The sequence below is a fragment of the Bradyrhizobium sp. LCT2 genome (assembly GCF_009931255.1).
GTDB lineage: Bacteria > Pseudomonadota > Alphaproteobacteria > Rhizobiales > Xanthobacteraceae > Bradyrhizobium > Bradyrhizobium diazoefficiens.
Genome location: NZ_CP034432.1, coordinates 1,292,005 through 1,308,772 on the forward strand (window position 1 = coordinate 1,292,005; position 16,768 = coordinate 1,308,772).

General features: G+C 65.1%; 11 protein-coding genes. All 11 read right to left on the minus strand.

The genetic code is table 11. The features are described 5' to 3' along the window. Nucleotides 1-21: 21 nt before the first annotated feature. Nucleotides 22-3,132 (minus strand): EAL domain-containing protein, encoded by a 3,111-nt coding sequence (locus tag EI171_RS06835; protein WP_161532898.1) that lies wholly within the window; start codon nucleotides 3,130-3,132, stop codon nucleotides 22-24. Between the two features lie 173 nt (nucleotides 3,133-3,305). Continuing rightward, nucleotides 3,306-4,391, minus strand: coding sequence for a branched-chain amino acid ABC transporter permease (locus EI171_RS06840; protein WP_171463731.1), 1,086 nt, complete (start codon nucleotides 4,389-4,391; stop codon nucleotides 3,306-3,308). Then, nucleotides 4,388-5,398 carry a branched-chain amino acid ABC transporter permease gene (locus EI171_RS06845; protein ID WP_161532899.1) on the minus strand — a complete coding sequence of 337 codons (1,011 nt, stop codon included), beginning with the start codon at nucleotides 5,396-5,398 and terminating at the stop codon, nucleotides 4,388-4,390. Before EI171_RS06845 ends, EI171_RS06840 begins: the two co-directional genes overlap by 4 nt. Continuing rightward, nucleotides 5,395-6,117: an ABC transporter ATP-binding protein gene (locus EI171_RS06850; protein ID WP_011083707.1), complete on the minus strand. Its 723-nt coding sequence runs from the start codon at nucleotides 6,115-6,117 to the stop codon at nucleotides 5,395-5,397. Before EI171_RS06850 ends, EI171_RS06845 begins: the two co-directional genes overlap by 4 nt. After that, nucleotides 6,114-6,878: an ABC transporter ATP-binding protein gene (locus EI171_RS06855; protein ID WP_028172583.1), complete on the minus strand. Its 765-nt coding sequence runs from the start codon at nucleotides 6,876-6,878 to the stop codon at nucleotides 6,114-6,116. The genes EI171_RS06850 and EI171_RS06855 overlap by 4 nt, the downstream gene beginning before the upstream one ends. 202 nt (nucleotides 6,879-7,080) lie before the next feature. Next, entirely contained in the window at nucleotides 7,081-8,265 is a 1,185-nt protein-coding gene (locus EI171_RS06860) for a substrate-binding domain-containing protein (RefSeq protein WP_028172584.1), read from the minus strand. A gap of 111 nt (nucleotides 8,266-8,376) precedes the next feature. Next, the gene (locus EI171_RS06865; protein WP_161532900.1) at nucleotides 8,377-10,425 is read right to left on the minus strand and encodes an acyl CoA:acetate/3-ketoacid CoA transferase; all 2,049 of its coding nucleotides are present in this window, start codon (nucleotides 10,423-10,425) and stop codon (nucleotides 8,377-8,379) included. Nucleotides 10,426-10,538: 113 nt separating this feature from the next. Continuing rightward, nucleotides 10,539-11,849, minus strand: coding sequence for an MFS transporter (locus tag EI171_RS06870; protein ID WP_246740457.1), 1,311 nt, complete (start codon nucleotides 11,847-11,849; stop codon nucleotides 10,539-10,541). A 195-nt stretch (nucleotides 11,850-12,044) separates the two neighbouring features. Continuing rightward, nucleotides 12,045-13,487: a sigma-54-dependent Fis family transcriptional regulator gene (locus EI171_RS06875; RefSeq protein WP_161532902.1), complete on the minus strand. Its 1,443-nt coding sequence runs from the start codon at nucleotides 13,485-13,487 to the stop codon at nucleotides 12,045-12,047. Nucleotides 13,488-13,748: 261 nt separating this feature from the next. Then, complete coding sequence (locus tag EI171_RS06880) at nucleotides 13,749-15,485, minus strand: bifunctional diguanylate cyclase/phosphodiesterase (RefSeq protein WP_161532903.1); 1,737 nt, start codon at nucleotides 15,483-15,485, stop codon at nucleotides 13,749-13,751. Between the two features lie 198 nt (nucleotides 15,486-15,683). Further along, entirely contained in the window at nucleotides 15,684-16,655 is a 972-nt protein-coding gene (locus EI171_RS06885; protein WP_011083714.1) for a sensor histidine kinase, read from the minus strand. Nucleotides 16,656-16,768: the final 113 nt, after the last annotated feature.

Sequence of the window (16,768 nt, forward strand, 5' to 3'; positions counted from 1 at the left end):
GGCGATGCGGATCTCACCATCTCAGGCCACCGCCGCCACCGCAACGGCGTGGCTCGGGCCGAACAGCTTTCGCACCTCGCTGGCGGGCTTCGGCGCGCTGAACAGATAGCCCTGCATCTCGGTGCAGCCGAGCGCGCGCAGCAGCTCGCGCTGGGCCTCGGTCTCGACGCCCTCGGCGACCGTAGTCATGTGGCTCGCGGCGGCGATGTTCACCACCGCCTGCACGATCACGGGCGCGCCGCTCGTCTCCGCGATGTCGGCGACGAAGCAGCGGTCGATCTTGATCTTGTCGAACGGGAAGCGCTTCAGATAGCTCAACGAGGAGTAGCCCGTGCCGAAATCGTCGAGCGCGATCCGCACGCCGATCGCGCGAAGCTGGTGCAGGATCGCGAGCGCCGCCTCGTCATCGCGGATCAGCACGGCCTCGGTGATCTCGAGCTCGAGCCGGCGCGGGTCGAGCCCGGAGGCGGCGAGCGCGCCGGCGATCCTGAGCGCCAGCGTGTCGCATTTGAGCTGCACCGGCGAGACGTTGACCGCAACCCGCACATGCGCCGGCCAGGTCGCGGCTTCGTTGCAGGCCATGCGCAGCACCCAGTCGCCGAGCTCGTTGATCAGGCCGGTATCCTCGGCGATCGGAATGAACTCCGCCGGCGAGATCGCGCCGCGTTCGGGATGGCGCCAGCGCAGCAGCGCCTCGCAGCCGGAGACCTCGCCCGAGCGCAGATCGACCAGCGGCTGATAGTGGATCTCGAAGCCGCCGTTCACCAGGGCCTGACGCAGATCCTGCTCCATGGTCAGGCGCGCCTTGGCGCACGCGTCCATTTCCGGCTCGAAGAAGCGGTGGGTGCGGCGTCCCTCGGCCTTGGCGCCGTACATCGCGAGGTCGGCGTTCTTGATCAGCTGGTCGAGATCGTTGCCGTCCTGCGGCGCCAGCGCGATGCCGATGCTGGCGTCGGTGGAGAGCTGGTGGCCGAGACAGTGATAGGGCTGCCGGATCGCCTCGTAGATCCGCGTCACGAAGGACAGCACGTCGGCACGGGACTGGATTCCGGTCTGGATCACCGCGAACTCGTCGCCGCCGAGCCGCGCGATCAGGTCGCTCTTCTTGAGGCAGCCACGGAGGCGGGTGGCGATCGCCTTCAACAGCTCGTCGCCGACGTGATGGCCGAGCGAATCGTTGATGCCCTTGAATTCGTCGACGTCGATGTAGAGCAGCGCGAACTGCCCGCCGTCGGCGACCTTCGCCAGCTCGCGTTCGATCTGCTCGCGGAACAACGTACGATTCGGCAGGTCGGTCAACGCATCGTAGTGCGCCATATGCGCGATCTTCTCGTGGGCGCGCCGCCGCTCGGTGACGTCCTCGACGACGTTGATGATGTAGCGCGGCTCGCCGGACTTGTCGCGAATGCCGATCCGGGTCGAGGTGATGTAGCGCCGTCCGATGGTCGGGGTGCTCCAGATGTGCTCATCCAGAAATAGTCCGTCCGGCGATTGCAGCAGCTTGTCGTCGTCCCGGGTGATGATCTCGGCGGCGGCCGTCGGATAAAGGTCGAACGCGGTCTTGCCGACGATCGTCTCGGGGGCGGTGACGAGTTGTTCCTCGGCCACCTGGTTGGCCAGGAGGTAGCGCCGCGTGTGGGCGTCCTTCACGGTGATGCGCGAGGGAATATGGTCGATGATCTCGCGCAGGAAGGTGTGGTTGCGATCGCGCTCCTGTTCCAGGTTGCGGCGCTCGGTGATGTCTTCGATCGTGGCGACCCATCCGCCCTGCGCGAGCGGGGTGTTGATGACCTGGAAGGCGCGGCCGTTGGCGATCTGATGGGTTCTTGTGGAGACCGTGCCTTCGGCGACGGTCCTCATGACGTCGGCGCAAAATTCCTCGACGTCGCCGTCGAACGCGTCACGTTCCTTGCGATGGTACATCGCCTCGCGGATGTGACAGCCGGGCTTGATGACGTCGTGGGAGAGGCCGAACATGTCGGCGTACCGGCGGTTGCAGGTGACGATGTATCCGGCGGCGTCGTACAGGATCAGCCCTTGCGACATGTTGTTCAAGGCCGTGTCGAGCCGCAGCCGCTCCGCTTCGATTCCCTCCTGGGCTTCGCGGTTCTGCCGGTTGATCTGGCGGATGATCAGAAAGAGGATCAGCGCGATCACGACGGCCGAAAGCGCGGCCGTCGTGACCATGAAGCCGGTCTGCTGCCGCCAGTCGGCAAGCGCCGCCGCCGTGGTGTTGGTGGCAACGATGACCAGCGGGAAATGGTTCAGCGACGCGGCTGAGCCAAGCCGCTCCTCGCCGTCGACCGGGCTCCTGACGCGAAGCGTTTGGTGGCCGCCCTCGGTCAGCACCTTGTGCATCAGCGGCGCGGTCTTGAAGCTCCTGCCGATCAGCTCCTCGACATGCGGATAGCGCGCCAGCATCTTGCCTTCGCGATCGAACAGCGAGATCGCCGTGCCTTCGGCGAGCGCCACGGATGCGAAATAGTTCTGGTAGCTGTCCGGATCGATCCGCCGGACCATCGCACCGACGAAGGTGCCGTCCGGCAGGCTCAGCCGGCGTGCGACGACCGTGGTCCATTTGCCGATGATGAAGCTGCGGACGGACTCCAGCAGCACCGGTTCGGCCATCGGGTCCGATTTGAAGGTCTGGAAGTAGGCGCGCGAGGAGATGTTGATCTTCGGCAACGGCTGGGCCCGCGACCAGTTGATCAGTTCGCCGTCGGCATCGTAGATCGCGATGTCTCCGAGATAGGAGACCGAGCTGACCTTGCTGCGCAGCATCTGGTTTGTGGCAGGTCCGTACATGCGCTCGCGGAACATCCCGGGCGAGGCGATGCCCGGCAGGTTCATCTGCCCGATCAGATCGGCGGCGACGACGTCGGAATCCTCGAATTGCTGATCGAAATGCCGCGCGATCAGCTGCACCGTGTTTTCCAGCTCGCGCTCGCGGTTGGCGAGGGTTCGCTCGCGGAATTCGCCGACGGCCATGGCGGTCACGGCGAAGATCCCCGCGACCAGCAACACGCCGCACAGGGTCAGCCACAGGACAGGACCACGCCGCGCCAAGGCCGCCCAGCCGTTCTTCGCGGCTAAGGACATTCCGGCTGCCACCGTGGAAAAGACCTGGCGCATTCCCCCTCCCTGGAGGAACACGAATACACCGCACAAATGGCCCAAACCTTAGGAAAGCCGGTTACCTGAGCATTAATGCGGTTGCGCGGTCCGGCCGCATGCAGCGGGGCGGGAATCGCTCCGCGGTTGCGCGATGCGCGTAACAATCGCTGCGCTGCATCACTAACGGCAACTTAATGCGAGGCGCCCGCGCTCTTGTCACCGCCGCCACTGCGCAGCCGTCCGACCACGCCGGTCGGGAAGAAATAGACGCTGGCAATGAACAGCAGCCCGAGCCACAGCAGCCAGCGGTCGGGATGCAGAAGTCCCGGCAGCAGCGGCAGGCCGGCTTCCGACGCCGCCTTGGAGGCGACGCCCATCAGCGACTGGAGATAGTTCTGCGCGAGGATGAAGATGGTGGCGCCGATGATCGCGCCGTAGATCGTGCCCATGCCGCCGATCACCACCATCAGCAGGATGTCGAGCATGATCGAGAAGCTGAGCGAGGTGTCGGGGCCGGCGTAGCGCAGCCACAATGCGTTCAGGATGCCGGCGCTGGCGGCGACGAGGGCCGCGAGGCAGTTGGCGTAGGTCAGGTGGAACACGGTGCGGAAGCCGAGCGCCTCGGCGCGAAAACGGTTCTCGCGGATCGCCTGCAGCACGCGGCCGAACGGCGAGTTCACCACGCGCAGCAATGCGAGGATCATCAGGGCCGAGATGGCGAGCACGAGGTAGTAGGTGAGAATGCGGCCGTTGACCTCGAAGCCGAACAGGTTTCTGGAGATCAGCACCGTGCCGGGGCGCAGCAGTTCGGGCAGCTGGAAGCTGCGGCCATCCTCGCCGCCGGTCAGCCAGGACAGCTGCGAGGCCAGCACCTGGAAGGCGGAGGCGACCGCCAGCGTGATCATGGCAAAGAAGATCGCTGCGACCCGCAGCGAAAACAGTCCGATCGCGAGCGCGAGCAGGGCTGCCAGCGGCAGGCCGACGACGATGCCGGTTGCGACCGCGGCCCAGTTCGGACCCATCCCGTACAGCGCGATCGCGATCGCGTAGCTGCCGATGCCGTAGAACATGGTGTGGGCGAACGATACCGAGCCGGTATAGCCGAGCAGCAGGTCGTAGGAGGCGACCAGCGCGGCGAAGACGCAGATCTTGGCCGCGACGTTCAGCGCCTTGGCACCGGGAAACAGGAACGGCGTCGCCGCCAGCGCCAGGATGATGAGGACAAGGACGAGCGTGAGAACGCGGCTGCGCGGCGGATCGCCTGAGAGGATCATCATCGGCTGGTCACCGCATAGAGGCCGCGCGGCCGCCACATCAGAATGGCGACCATCAGCAGGATGTTGGAGACGAGGGCGAGTTTCGGCACCAGGAAGCCGCCGTAATTGGCGACCATCGCCACCAGGATCGCGCCGATGAAGCAGCCGCCTATCGACCCGAGCCCGCCGATGATGACGACGATGAAGATCAGCACGGTGAGGTCGTCGCTCATGGAGGCGTGGACCTGCTCGCGATAGAGCGCCCACATCACCCCGCCGAGGCCTGCGAGCGCGGAGCCCGTCATGAACACGCCGAGGAACAGGCGGCGGATGCGATAGCCGAGCGCCTCGACCATCTCGCGGTTCTCGACCCCGGCGCGGATCAGCAGGCCGAGCTTGGTACGGTTGAGCACGAGCTGGATCGCGATGAAGACGGCAAGGCCGATCAGCGTCGCCAGCACGCGGTACTTGGCGATCGCGACGTCGCCGAGGATGAAGGAGCCGCGCAGCGAAGTGGGCAGCGGCATCGGGATGATCTGCGGCCCCCACAGCGCATAGAGCGTCTGCTCGGCGACGATCAGGCCGCCGGTCGTCATCAGGATCTGCTTCAGATGCTGGCCGTAGACCGGCAGGATCAGCACGCGCTCGACGATCAGGCCGAGCGCGCCGGACACCGCCATCGACAGCAGCGCAGCCGGCGCCAGCACCGCGAGGTTCATCCAGAGCGAATCGGCCTGAATGGAGGCCGCAAACGGTGCCAGCACCAGGGTCGCGACATAGGCGCCGACGGCGATGAAGGCGCCATGACCGAAATTGAGCACGTCCATCAGGCCGAACACCAGCGTCAGCCCGGAGGCCATGATGAAGATCATCATGCCCATGGCGAGGCTCGCGGCGGTCAGCGTCAGCCACGTGCTGGGCGAGCCGACCAGCGGGATCACCAGGAGGGCGAGCGCGATCGGCAGCAGGATCGGCGCGATGTCGCGCTTCGGCTTCGGCAGCGGATCGTTTGCGGCAAGTTCTGTCACTGATGCGCCTCCAGGCTCAGGCCGAGCAGCCGCTCCTGCAGCGGCACGTCGGCGGCGAGCGCCGCCATCTCGCCGCGATGAACGATGGTGCCGTTGTCCATGACCAGCACGTTGTCGCCGAGCTCGCGCGCGGCAAAGAAGTTCTGCTCGACCAGGAGAATGGTGGCGCCCTTGCGCTTGATCTCCTTCAGGCACTCGATCAGCGCCATGACGATGGCGGGCGCCAGCCCCTTGGTCGGCTCGTCGATCAGCAGCAGCTTTCGTGGCTCGATAATGGCGCGCGCGATCGACAACATCTGCTTCTGTCCGCCCGAGAGACTTCCCGCGCGCGACAGCCAGAACCGGCGCAACGCCGGGAAGAAGCCGAAGATCCAGTCGAGCTGGGCGTCGTCGAGCGGCCCGTCGCGGGCCGCCAGCACGAGGTTCTCCTTCACCGTGAGATCGGAGAACACCGCCATGCTTTCGGGCACGTAGCCGACGCCGAGCCGGGCGATGTCGGGCGTGGCGCGGCTCTCGATGCGCATCCCGGCGAGGCTGATCTCGCCCTTCGAGGCCTGCCACAGGCCCATGATGGTGCGCAGCGTCGTGGTCTTGCCGGCGCCGTTGCGGCCGAGCAGCATCGTGGTCTGTCCTTGCGGGACGACGAGATCGATGCCCTGGAGGATGTGATAGCGGCCGATATGGGTGTGCACGCCGGAGAGTTTCAACAGCTCGGTCATGCGGCGCTCTTCGGTGCGATGCCGAGATAGGCCTCCTGCACGATCGGCGAGGCGATCACTTCGGCAGGTACGCCGTCGGCGACGAGCTGGCCGTTATGCAGTACGATGATGCGGTCGGCCAGCGAGCGCACCACGTCCATCTTGTGCTCGACCAGCAGAATGATCTTGCTCCTGTCCTGCTTGAGCTGAGCGATCAGGTTGAGCACGACAGGCACCTCGTCGATGCTCATGCCGGCGGTCGGCTCGTCGAACATGAACACCTTCGGCTCCAGCGCGATCATCAGCGCCACCTCCAGCTTGCGCTGGTCGCCATGCGACAGCGCGGTCGCGGCGACGCCGCGGCGGCCACCGAGCGCGACCTGGTCGAGGATGGCGTCGGCGCGCGCGATCAGGTCGCGGCGGACCATCCACGGCCGCAGCATGTCGTAATGGGTGCCGTTCGCCGCCTGTACCGCGAGGCGGACGTTCTCTTCCACGGTGAGGTTCGGAAACAGGTTGGTGAGCTGGAAGGCGCGTCCGAGGCCCGCGCGGGTGCGCAGCGGCGCGGAATGCTGGGTGATGTCGGTGCCGTCGAACAGGATGCTGCCACTCGATGCGCGTAGCTGGCCCGAGATCAGGTTGAAATAGGTGGTCTTTCCGGCGCCGTTCGGCCCGACGATGGCGGTGAGCTCGCCGGGGCGGAACGTACAGGAGACGTTGTTGACCGCGACGTGGCCGCCGAAGCGGATGGTGAGGTCGCGGGTTTCGAGAGAGAGCGTCATTCGATGTTTCGACCGAGTTTGGCGAATAAAATGGAGATGTATCCGCGATCACGCTGCGCTTCCTCCCCCGCTTGCGGGGGAGGGTTGGGGAGAGGGTATCGCCGCAGGCGAGAACGCCCAAGAGGACAGAGCCCTCACCCGGATCGCATCTCACGATGCGATCCGACCTCTCCCGCAGGCGGGAGAGGTGAAGCAAGAGAGCTCAGCGCTTGTTGCGGACGGGAACGTCCATGTCTTCGATCTTCAGCTCGCGCACCGGCTCGAGCACGGCCCAGGCGACGTTCGGATCGACCTTGACCTTGAAGTGATACATGCTCTGGAGCGCCTGATGGTCGTCTTTCCGGAACACCATCTTGCCCTTCGGCGTGTCGAACTCCAGGCCTTCCATCGCGGTGATCAGCTTCTCGGTGTCGGTCGACTTCGCCTTGGTGACGGCGGCGACGACGGACATCGCGGCGGCGAAGCCGCCCGCGGTGAAGAAGTCCGGCGGCGCGTTGAAGCGCTTCTGGTGCTCGGCGACCAGCCAGTCGTTCACCGGGTTCTTCGGGATCTCGTAGAAGTAGTAGGTGGCGCCTTCCATGCCGGGCAGGCCCTTGTAGGCGGCGAGTGCCGGCAGGATGTTGCCGCCGGTGGAGAGCTCGATGCCGTAGCGCTTCGGATCCATGTCCTGGAGCTTGGCCAGCGGATTGCCGGCGCCGGCCCAGATCACCCAGATCACCTTGCGGCCCGGCTTGTCCTTCAGCGCGTCGAACAGGCGCTGGCCGACCGCGGTGAAGTCGGTGGTCGAGGTCGGCGCATATTCTTCGGCGGCGAGCGTCGCGCCGGTCTTGGCAAGCGCCTCCTTGAAGGCGGCGACGCCGTCGCGGCCGAAGGCATAGTCCTGCGCCAGCGTTGCGACGGTGACGCCCTGCTTGCCGATCGCGACCGCGTTCGAGATCGCGTCCTGCGACGAATTGCGCGCGGTGCGGAAGATGTAGCGATTCCACTTCTCGCCGGTAATCTGGTCCGCGACCGCCGGCTCGACGATCAAGATCTTCTTGTTCTCCTCGGCGACTGGGAGAATGGCAAGCGCTGCGGCCGACGATGTCGTGCCGATCGCGATATCGGCCTTGTCGTCCTGATAGGCTTCCGCGAGCGCGGCCTTGGAGAGATCGGGCTTGCCCTGGTCGTCCTTGGTGATGACGACGATCTTGCGGCCGTCGAGCGTCATGGTGCCTTTGGTGGCGTATTCAAAACCCATCTGCAGGCCGGTCTCGGTCTGCTTGGCATAGGCTTCCAGCGGACCGGTCTTGCCGTAGATCAGCGCGACCTTGAGGTCGTCGGCCCGTGCGGAGGTGCCCGCGGCGAGGGCGAGGATGGTTGTTGTTATGATGAGTGATCGACGCACGATGGTCCCTCCTGATTCAAAGTTTCTCGGTAACAGCGAGTTGCACAACGTTACGAACATTGCAATTCATCCTTCCGGCGGACTGCGCCGGCACATGAGCATGCATCATTTTTAGGCCTGCCGTGTCACGCGCGTGTCGCCTGATGCGGCGGGGCTGCCGGCAGACTCGATCTGCCGCCAGTCCGACTGTGCCTCTTCCGCGCTCTCGAAGATGTGCGGCGCGACGCCGCGCTTCTCCAGGGCTTCGCCGAGCTTGATGCGCAGGAAGCCGGACGTGGTGTAGCGCGACACGCCGGAATAGAAGCGGTCGACGAGGCTGCGCACCATGGCCGAATAGTCGTCCATCAACTCCGGCAGGATCGAGAAGTTGTCGTAGTTGACGATGGCGTAGACCCGGCGGCCGAGCGGGGCGAGCTTCGCCTCGACGAGCGCCGCGATCGCATCGATCTCGGCCTTGCTGCGCAGCGGATATCGTTCCAGGTTGACGAAGAACAGGTTCTGCTGCTCGTCGAGCGTGAAGCGCTGGTCGAGCGGAATGGTCAGCAGTCGCTCGCGCAGGTCCATGGGGCCGTCGCGGAAGATGCGGGTGTCCATCAGGATAGGGTCGCGCGGGATCAATGGCTTGAAATCCATCAGGCGCAGAATGTCGCGCTCGATGTCGATGCCGGGCGCTATTTCCATGAGTTCGAGCCCGTCGGGCCGCAACGCGAAGACGCAGCGCTCGGTGACATAGAGCACGCGCTGCCCCCGCGCCGCCGCGAAGGGGCCGCTGAAGGTGACGTGCTCGACGCTGTCGACGAATTTGCGCGACCTCGCCTCGTCGAGGATGGCGAGCTTTCCGTCGTTCACCGCAATGCGCTGCTTGCCGGCGCCGAACGTGCCGACGAAGACGACCTCCTTGGCGTTCTGGCTGATGTTGATGAAGCCGCCGGCGCCCGCGAGCTTCGGCCCGAACTTGCTGACATTGAGGTTGCCGGCGCGATCGACCTGGGCGAGCCCGAGGAAGGCGGCATCCAGGCCGCCGCCGTCGTAGAAGTCGAATTGATAAGGCTGGTCGATCACCGCCTGGGTGTTGATCGCCGCGCCGAAATCGATCCCGCTCGCCGGAATGCCGCCGATCACGCCGGGCTCCGCCGTCAGCGTGATGAGATCGATGATCCGCTCTTCATTTGCGACCGAAGCGATCCCTTCGGGCATGCCGATGCCGAGATTGACCACGCTGTTGGCCTTGAGCTCGAGCGCGGCGCGCCGGGCGATGATCTTGCGCTCGCTGACCGGCATCACGGGCAGGGAGGCGGCGCGGACGCGGATCTCGCTGGAGAAGGCCGCATTGTATTGCGTGCCGAAGGTCTGCCAGTGGTTCTCAGGTCTCGCCACGACGACGCAATCGACGAGGATGCCGGGAATCTTGACCTGGCGCGGATTGAGGCTGCCGCTCTCGGCAACGCGCTCGACCTGGGCGATGACGATGCCGCCGGAATTATGCGCCGCCATGGCGATCGCGAGCGCCTCCAGCGTCAGCGCCTCCTTCTCCATGGTGAGATTGCCGTCGGGATCGCCCGTCGTGGCGCGGATGATCCCGACATCGATCGGGAACGTCCTGTAGAGCAGGCATTCTTCGCCGCCGATCTTGATCAGCTCCACCATGTCCTCGGTGGTGCGCGCATTCAGCTTGCCGCCGCCATTGCGGGGGTCGACGAACGTGCCCATGCCGACGCGGGTGATGTGGCCGGGCCGGCGCGCAGCGATGTCGCGGAACAGATGCGTGATGACACCCTGCGGCAGGTTATAGGCCTCGATCTGATTGGCGATCGCAAGCTGCTGGAGCTTCGGGGCAAGGCCCCAATGCCCGCCGATCACGCGCCGGACCAGGCCTTCATGCGCGAAATGATTGAGGCCGCGATGCTTGCCGTCGCCTTGGCCGGCCGCGTAGACGAGCGTCAGATTGCGCGGCTTGCCCTGCGTATAGGGCGCATCGCCCTCGTGTGAGAGATAGAGCTCCTCCAGTGCGATCGCGATCTCCTCGGCAAAGCCGATGCCGACGAAGCCGCCGGTCGCGACGGTGTCGCCGTCGCGGATCAGCATGACCGCTTCGGCCGCCGTGACGACCTTGCCTTTCTCGGAATTGCGCAGATAGGGCAGAGCTGGATGATGGCTCACGGCGTTCCTCCCGATCCCTGGACGGTATGCCGTCGTTGCTGTGCATCGATCCTAGCGCGGGGAGCAGGCCCGGAACAGGCTGCTCCTCGCGACAAGAGGTATCGTCAGGACGTTCAGGACTGCACTATCTTGCGTGTTTCGGTGGCGAAATAGACCGACACGACGGTGATGATCGCCAGCGCGATCATGTAGAGCGAGATCGGCCAGGTCGCCGGCGCGTACGCCGTCATCAATCCCGTCGCGATCAGCGGCGACAGCGCGCCGGCGAAGATCGAGGCGAGGTTGTAGCCGAGCGAGACGCCGCTATAGCGCACCTTGGTGCCGAACAGCTCCGACAGGAAGCTCGCCTGCGGGCCGTACATCGCGGCGTGACCGACGGCGAGGCCGAGCACGATCGCGATCCAGGCATATTGCGGGTTCTTGGTCGAAAGCAGCATGAACAGCGGGAACGACATCAGCGCCGAGAACACCGCGCCGAAGATGTAGATCGGCCGCCGCCCGAGCCGGTCGGAGAGCGCGCCGAAGGCGGGAATGGTGAAGGTCTCGATCGCCGCGCCGATCAGCACGCCGTTGAGCATGTCCTGCTTGTTCATGCCGAGCGATTGCGTCGCATAGGCGAGCACGAAGGTCGCGTAGATGTAGAAGAAGCCGTTTTCGGCAAAGCGCGCGCCCATCGCGAGCAGGATGTTCTTGGGATACATCCGGATCGCCTCGAGGATCGGCATCTTGACCTCTTGCTTGGTGTCCTTGACCTTCTGGAACTCCGGCGATTCCGCGATGGTGAAGCGAATCCACAGGCCCACGAGTACCAGCGCGATCGAGAACAGGAACGGGATGCGCCAGCCCCAGGAAAGAAGCTGTGCGTCGGTCAGCATCGCGGACACCACCGAGAACACCAGCGTGCCGAGCACGAGACCGAGCGGCGCCCCGAGTTGCGGCCAGCTGCCGTAGAATCCCTTCTTGTCCGCGGGCGCATGCTCGACCGCCATCAGCACCGCGCCGCCCCATTCGCCGCCGAGGCCAAAGCCCTGGATCAGCCGGCAGGTCACCAGCAGGACCGCGGCCCAGATGCCGGCGGTCTCGTAGGTCGGCAGGAAGCCGATCGCCGCGGTCGCCGCGCCCATGATCAGCAGGGTCAGATAGAGCATGGTCTTGCGGCCGATCTTGTCGCCGTAGTGACCGAACACGACGCCGCCGAGCGGACGCGCGATGAAGCCGAGCGCGTAGGTCGCGAACGCCAGCAGCGTTCCCATCATGGGGTCGAAGGTCGGGAAGAACAGCTTGTTGAAGATCAGCGCCGCGGCGGTGCCGTAAAGGAAGAAGTCGTACCACTCGATGGCCGTGCCGATCAGGCTCGCGGTGGCGACGATCACGTGCGAGGGCTGTCTCGCCTCAAGCTGATGGACTGAGATCGCTTCACTCATCTTGCGTCCTCCCTGGTTGCGAATGCGCATGTGCAGCACGCGTCATTGTGCAGAGCGAAGAGCAAGCTCCGCGCCAGATGCCGCAGGTTTGCGCAAAATGGCTGAAAACCCAGCAGTTTCAGTGCCTGATCCGGGATAGAGCGGCAGCACGCCGTGTCAGGAGTCCGAGACTCCGGACACGCGATGTCTCGCAACTCAGACGGATGCGGCTCCCGAGGCGAGGCCGAACTTGGCGAGCTTCTTGTAGAAGGTCGCTCGCGAGATCTGGAGCATCTTGGCGGCCTCCGAGATCTGGCCGTTGCTGGCGGCGAGCGCCTGTTCCAGCGTGTGCTTCTCGAACTCGGCCTCGGCTTCCGCATAGGGCAGGACGAGGCCGGCCGGCCGCGATGGTGCCGTGGGCACCGTCTCCGCGCCAACGGGGAGAATGCGATCGAAGTCGTCGCTGGTGAGGCGTCCCGAATCGCTCAGGATCAGCGCGCGTTCCAGGATGTTGCGCAGTTCGCGGACATTGCCGGGCCAGCCATAGCGCGCAAGCGCAGCCAGACCGCTCGGCGTGATCCTGGCATTGAGGTAGTCGCCGGATGCGCTGATGTCTTCGAGCAGCCGTCCGCAGATCTCGGGCAGGTCGTCCAGGCAGTGGCGCAGGGGCGGCAGCTCGATCGAGAGCACGTTCAGCCGGTAGTAGAGATCCGCCCGGAATGTCCCCTCGCTGACCCGCTTGTGCAGGTCGACATTGGTGGCCGCAATCACGCGCACGTCGATCCTGGTGACCTTGTCGGAGCCGAGTGGCTCGATCTCGCGCTCCTGCAGCACGCGCAGCAGCTTGGCCTGCAATTGCAGCGGCATTTCGCCGATCTCGTCGAGAAACAGCGTGCCCCCGTCGGCGATCCGGAATTTTCCGTCGCGACCCTTGCGGTCCGCGCCGGTATAGGCGCCCGGTGCGGCGCCGAAGAACTCCGATTCGATCAGCGTATCCGGGATCGCCGCGACGTTGACGCTGACGAACGGCCTTTCGGCGCGGGCGGACGCGTTGTGGATGGCCTGCGCCAGCATCTCCTTGCCGGTGCCGGTCTCTCCGGTGAGCAGAACGGTGACGCTCTGGCGCGCGGCGCGCGCTGCAAGCTCCTTGGCCTGTGCGATGCCGGCGGTTGCACCGACATAGTCGTCGAAAGTGAACCGGGCGGCGCGCGCATGCGACAATTGCCGCCGCGCCAGCCGCAAATCGTTCTCGAGCTGGGCGACGCGACCGAGCAGCGGCTTCAGGCCCTCGAGGCGGTCGTAAAGCACGAAGCCGATCGCGCCGATGATATTCCCCTTCTCGTCCTCGATCGGCATGCGGGTTACGACGAGTTGCTCGCCGCCGAGCTCCATGATGTCGAGGATGATCGGTTCACCCGTTTCCACGACCCTGCGCATCAGACTGTTGGGGATGACCTCCTCGATCGGGCGGCCGAGCGCCTCGGATTCGTGCGAGAGGCCCATCGCGGTGACGTATTTTTCGTTGACATACACCACGCGTCCGCTGCGATCGATCGCGATGGCGCCCTCGCACAGATGCTCCAGCCGCTCGAACAGCGTCTCCATGGCGCGTGCGCGGATATAGGCGGGATCGCTGACGACGGAAGAGGGACCGGACATGGCGTGCCTCGCGGGAAGCCCGCCTGTTTATTACCAAAAGGGCAGCAATTTCAAAGGGGAGAATTGGCGCTGGCTTCGCGACCCATTCTCGGTCGTCGTCCTGGACAAGCGAGCAAAGCGAGCGCCGATCCAGGACCCATTACCCCAGGAAGCTGTTTGGCGAAGACTCGTGGTCACCATCCTGCGCCACGGCACCTGTCTGGGGTAATGGGTCCTGGCTTTCGCCAGGACGACGGCGGTGTTTGTTGCGCCGCTGTCGCCCTACCGCCGATACCCGCCCGCCCGCGAATAGCCGTGTCGGTTCTGCTGCATCGGGCGGCTGGCCACGTTGGCGCGGGACTCGCTGGAGACGGGTGTTGCGAGCTTCAGCTCCTCCAGGAAGATCGGCCGCGAGAAATAATAGCCCTGCGCGTAGCGGATCTTGGTCGCGGCCTGGAGGTAGGCGAGCTCCTCGTAGGATTCGAGGCCCTCGGCGATCACGGTCATGCCGAGCGCTTCGCTCAAGGATTCGATCGCGCGCAGGATGCCCTGGCTGCGCGGCCGCTTATGGATGTCGGTGATGAAGGAGCGGTCGATCTTGATCTCGTCGGCCGTGATGTCGGCGAGCGCCGAGAGCGAGGAATAACCGGTGCCGAAATCGTCGATCGAGATGCCGACGCCGAGCTTGCGGAACATCGGCAGGATTTCCGACTGGAAATGGCTTTTGGCGACGAAGGCCTCTTCCGTCAGCTCGATCATGAAGCGTTGGGGAAAGCCGGTGTTGTCCAGCGCCTGCGCGAAGCTGCGCATGAACTCGGGATTGCCGGCCTGCCTGGCGGCGACGTTGATGCTGATGGAGGCGTCCGCGCCGAACGTGTCGTTGATCAGGTCGATCGACTTGACGATCTCGGCGAGCACGAGATGGGTCAGCTCGTCGATCAGTCCGAGCTCGCCGGCAAGGTTGATGAACGAGCCCGGCGCCTGGATCACGCCTTCGTCGTCGCGCAGCCGCACCAGGGCCTCGATGCCCTTCACGGCCTGCGTGCGGATGTCGACCTTGGACTGGAACGCGCAGCAGAAGCGCTTCTCCAGGATGGCGAGCCGCAGCGACTGCTCGATCTTGGTGCGCGCCAACGCCTCGCGCTCCATGCTGGCGTCGAAGAAGGCGGCCGATCCCTTGCCGTCGTTCTTGATGCGGTACATCGCGATGTCGGCGTTCTGACGCAGCATCTCGAAGCTGCTTCCGTGGTCGGGATAGAGGCTGATGCCGACCGAGGTCGAGGCGAAGACCTCCGAATGGTCGATGAAGAACGGCGCGGTCAGCCGCTCCAGCGTCGCTTGCATGAATTCGGCGACTTCCTCCTGGCCCTGGATCGGGGAGAGCAGCAGCAGGAATTCGTCGCCCGAGATGCGCGACAGCATGTCGGAATCGCGCAGGTCGCGCCCGAGCCGCTTCGCCAGCTCGATGAGCAGCGCATCGCCGACGGCGTGGCCGTAATAGTCGTTGATGTGCTTGAAATTGTCGACGTCGAGAAAGGCGAGCGCGAAGCGCTCGCCGCCGCCATCGCGCGCGAGCAGGTTGTTGGCGCGGTGCTCGATCACGCGCCGCGAGGGCAGGCCGGTCAGCTCGTCGAAATAGGCCGAGCGGAACAGCTGGTCCTCGAAATTCTTCTGCTCGGTGATGTCGGAGGAGGCGGAGATCAGGAGCTCGCGTCCGGCGAGGCGAACGGGGCGATGGGTCGTGAGCAGCACCTGGCGCGCCGCGCCGTCGTGCAGGGCTTCCTCGGTGACGACCGCCTGGCCGGCGCTCAGCGCCCGGCGGCAGGCTTCCTGGCGCGGCGTCAGATCGGGCGAGGGACGGCTGCCGTCCATGCCGAGCTGCGCCGCTGCGGCATCGTTAACCAGCAGAAGCTCGCCATGGGCGTCCTGAACGGTCAGGCCGGCCGGCAGCATTCTAACGATTTCCTTGAGGAATCCGAGTTCGGCTTCGCTCGCGCCGGAATATCTGTTGTCGTTCATAGAAGTCATGAATCTTGTTGTTTCAGCGCGCCTTTGCAATGGGCGCGATCTTGCGTGGTTCCCTCTTAAGTTTGGTTAAGGGGTCCGGAGAAATACGGTGGTGTCTTGCGGCGATGCGGCACGCGCGCCGATCGTCATTAACAGAGGGTCAATGCGCCCAGCGAAATCGCGAGCGGAGCGCGCGGGTCTGCTTTCGCTTTAGCGGCTTTCGCCTTGGGGGATGCGGCATTGCATGATGCAATGCAGCCCGGTCTTCAGATACGAGATCTCGGTCCTGCCATCGAAGGCGGAAAGCGCCGATTTCAGCAGCTTGGTGCCGAAGCCAGGCTCGGACACCTTGTCCACGGTTGGCCCCTCGGTCTCGTCCCAGGTGATGGTCAGGCGATCGTCGCTGACGGTCCACGACACCTGCAGCAGACCGCGCGGCGCAGAGAATGCGCCGTATTTGCCTGCATTGGTGGCGAGCTCGTGAAACATCAATGACAGCGTGACCGCGAGCTTCGCCGGCAGGAACAGCCGGTCGCCGTTGAGGGTGAAGCGGACGTGGCCGTAGGGGCCGAGCTCCGAGATCAGGAGATCGCGGATGTCGCAGCCGGCCTTGTCGATCCGCGAGATCAGATCGTCGGTTGCGGCCAGCGATCGCAGCCGCGGATCGACCCGGGCCCAGACCTGCGGCTGGTCATGCAGCACCTGGTGAATCACGGCGTGCACTGTCGAGAGCTTGTTCTTCAGCCGGTGCTGGAGCTCGTCGACCAGCAGCTTGCGATAGTCTTCTTCCTCGATCAGGCGCTTGGAGATCCGGCGCTGCTCCGCCAGCATGGTGCGATAGTGCTCGACGCCCCAGATGGTCAGCGCGCTCACGGCCCAGTAGAGCGCCAGCAGGGCAAAACGCGCGCGATCGGCAAGCGCATCGCTGAAATTCACGACGACGCCGAGCACGCCGCCGACGATCGCCGTCACGATGCCGATCCGGAAGCCTCCGAACGCGGCGGCAAAGAACACGGCCGGAAAGTACGGGGTGAAGTAGACGTCGGGCCGCACTTGCGCGAGGCCCCAGCGCGCCAGCGTCGCAACGAGCAGGCAGGCCACCGCAAAGGCAATGCTCAAGCCGAGCGACGGAGGTGCCGCGCCCTGCCAGCCCTTGCGGAATTCGTCGATCAGCTTCTCCATGCGCCGCCCGGTTGCGAGGTGCGTTCGTTGCGAATGTTACGCATCTCGCCAGCGCAAGCAAAGCTTGCCTTGTCGGGAGCCGGCAGGAATAGTGACCGTCGCGGCGCCGACTG

Coding starts and splice junctions, on each gene's coding strand:
- EI171_RS06835 (WP_161532898.1), bottom strand. CDS start 3,132: ATGCGCCAGGTCTTTTCCACGGTGGCAGCCGGAATGTCCTTAGCCGCG.
- EI171_RS06885 (WP_011083714.1), bottom strand. CDS start 16,655: ATGGAGAAGCTGATCGACGAATTCCGCAAGGGCTGGCAGGGCGCGGCA.
- EI171_RS06855 (WP_028172583.1), bottom strand. CDS start 6,878: ATGACGCTCTCTCTCGAAACCCGCGACCTCACCATCCGCTTCGGCGGC.
- EI171_RS06880 (WP_161532903.1), bottom strand. CDS start 15,485: ATGAACGACAACAGATATTCCGGCGCGAGCGAAGCCGAACTCGGATTC.
- EI171_RS06850 (WP_011083707.1), bottom strand. CDS start 6,117: ATGACCGAGCTGTTGAAACTCTCCGGCGTGCACACCCATATCGGCCGC.
- EI171_RS06875 (WP_161532902.1), bottom strand. CDS start 13,487: ATGTCCGGTCCCTCTTCCGTCGTCAGCGATCCCGCCTATATCCGCGCA.
- EI171_RS06870 (WP_246740457.1), bottom strand. CDS start 11,849: ATGAGTGAAGCGATCTCAGTCCATCAGCTTGAGGCGAGACAGCCCTCG.
- EI171_RS06840 (WP_171463731.1), bottom strand. CDS start 4,391: ATGATGATCCTCTCAGGCGATCCGCCGCGCAGCCGCGTTCTCACGCTC.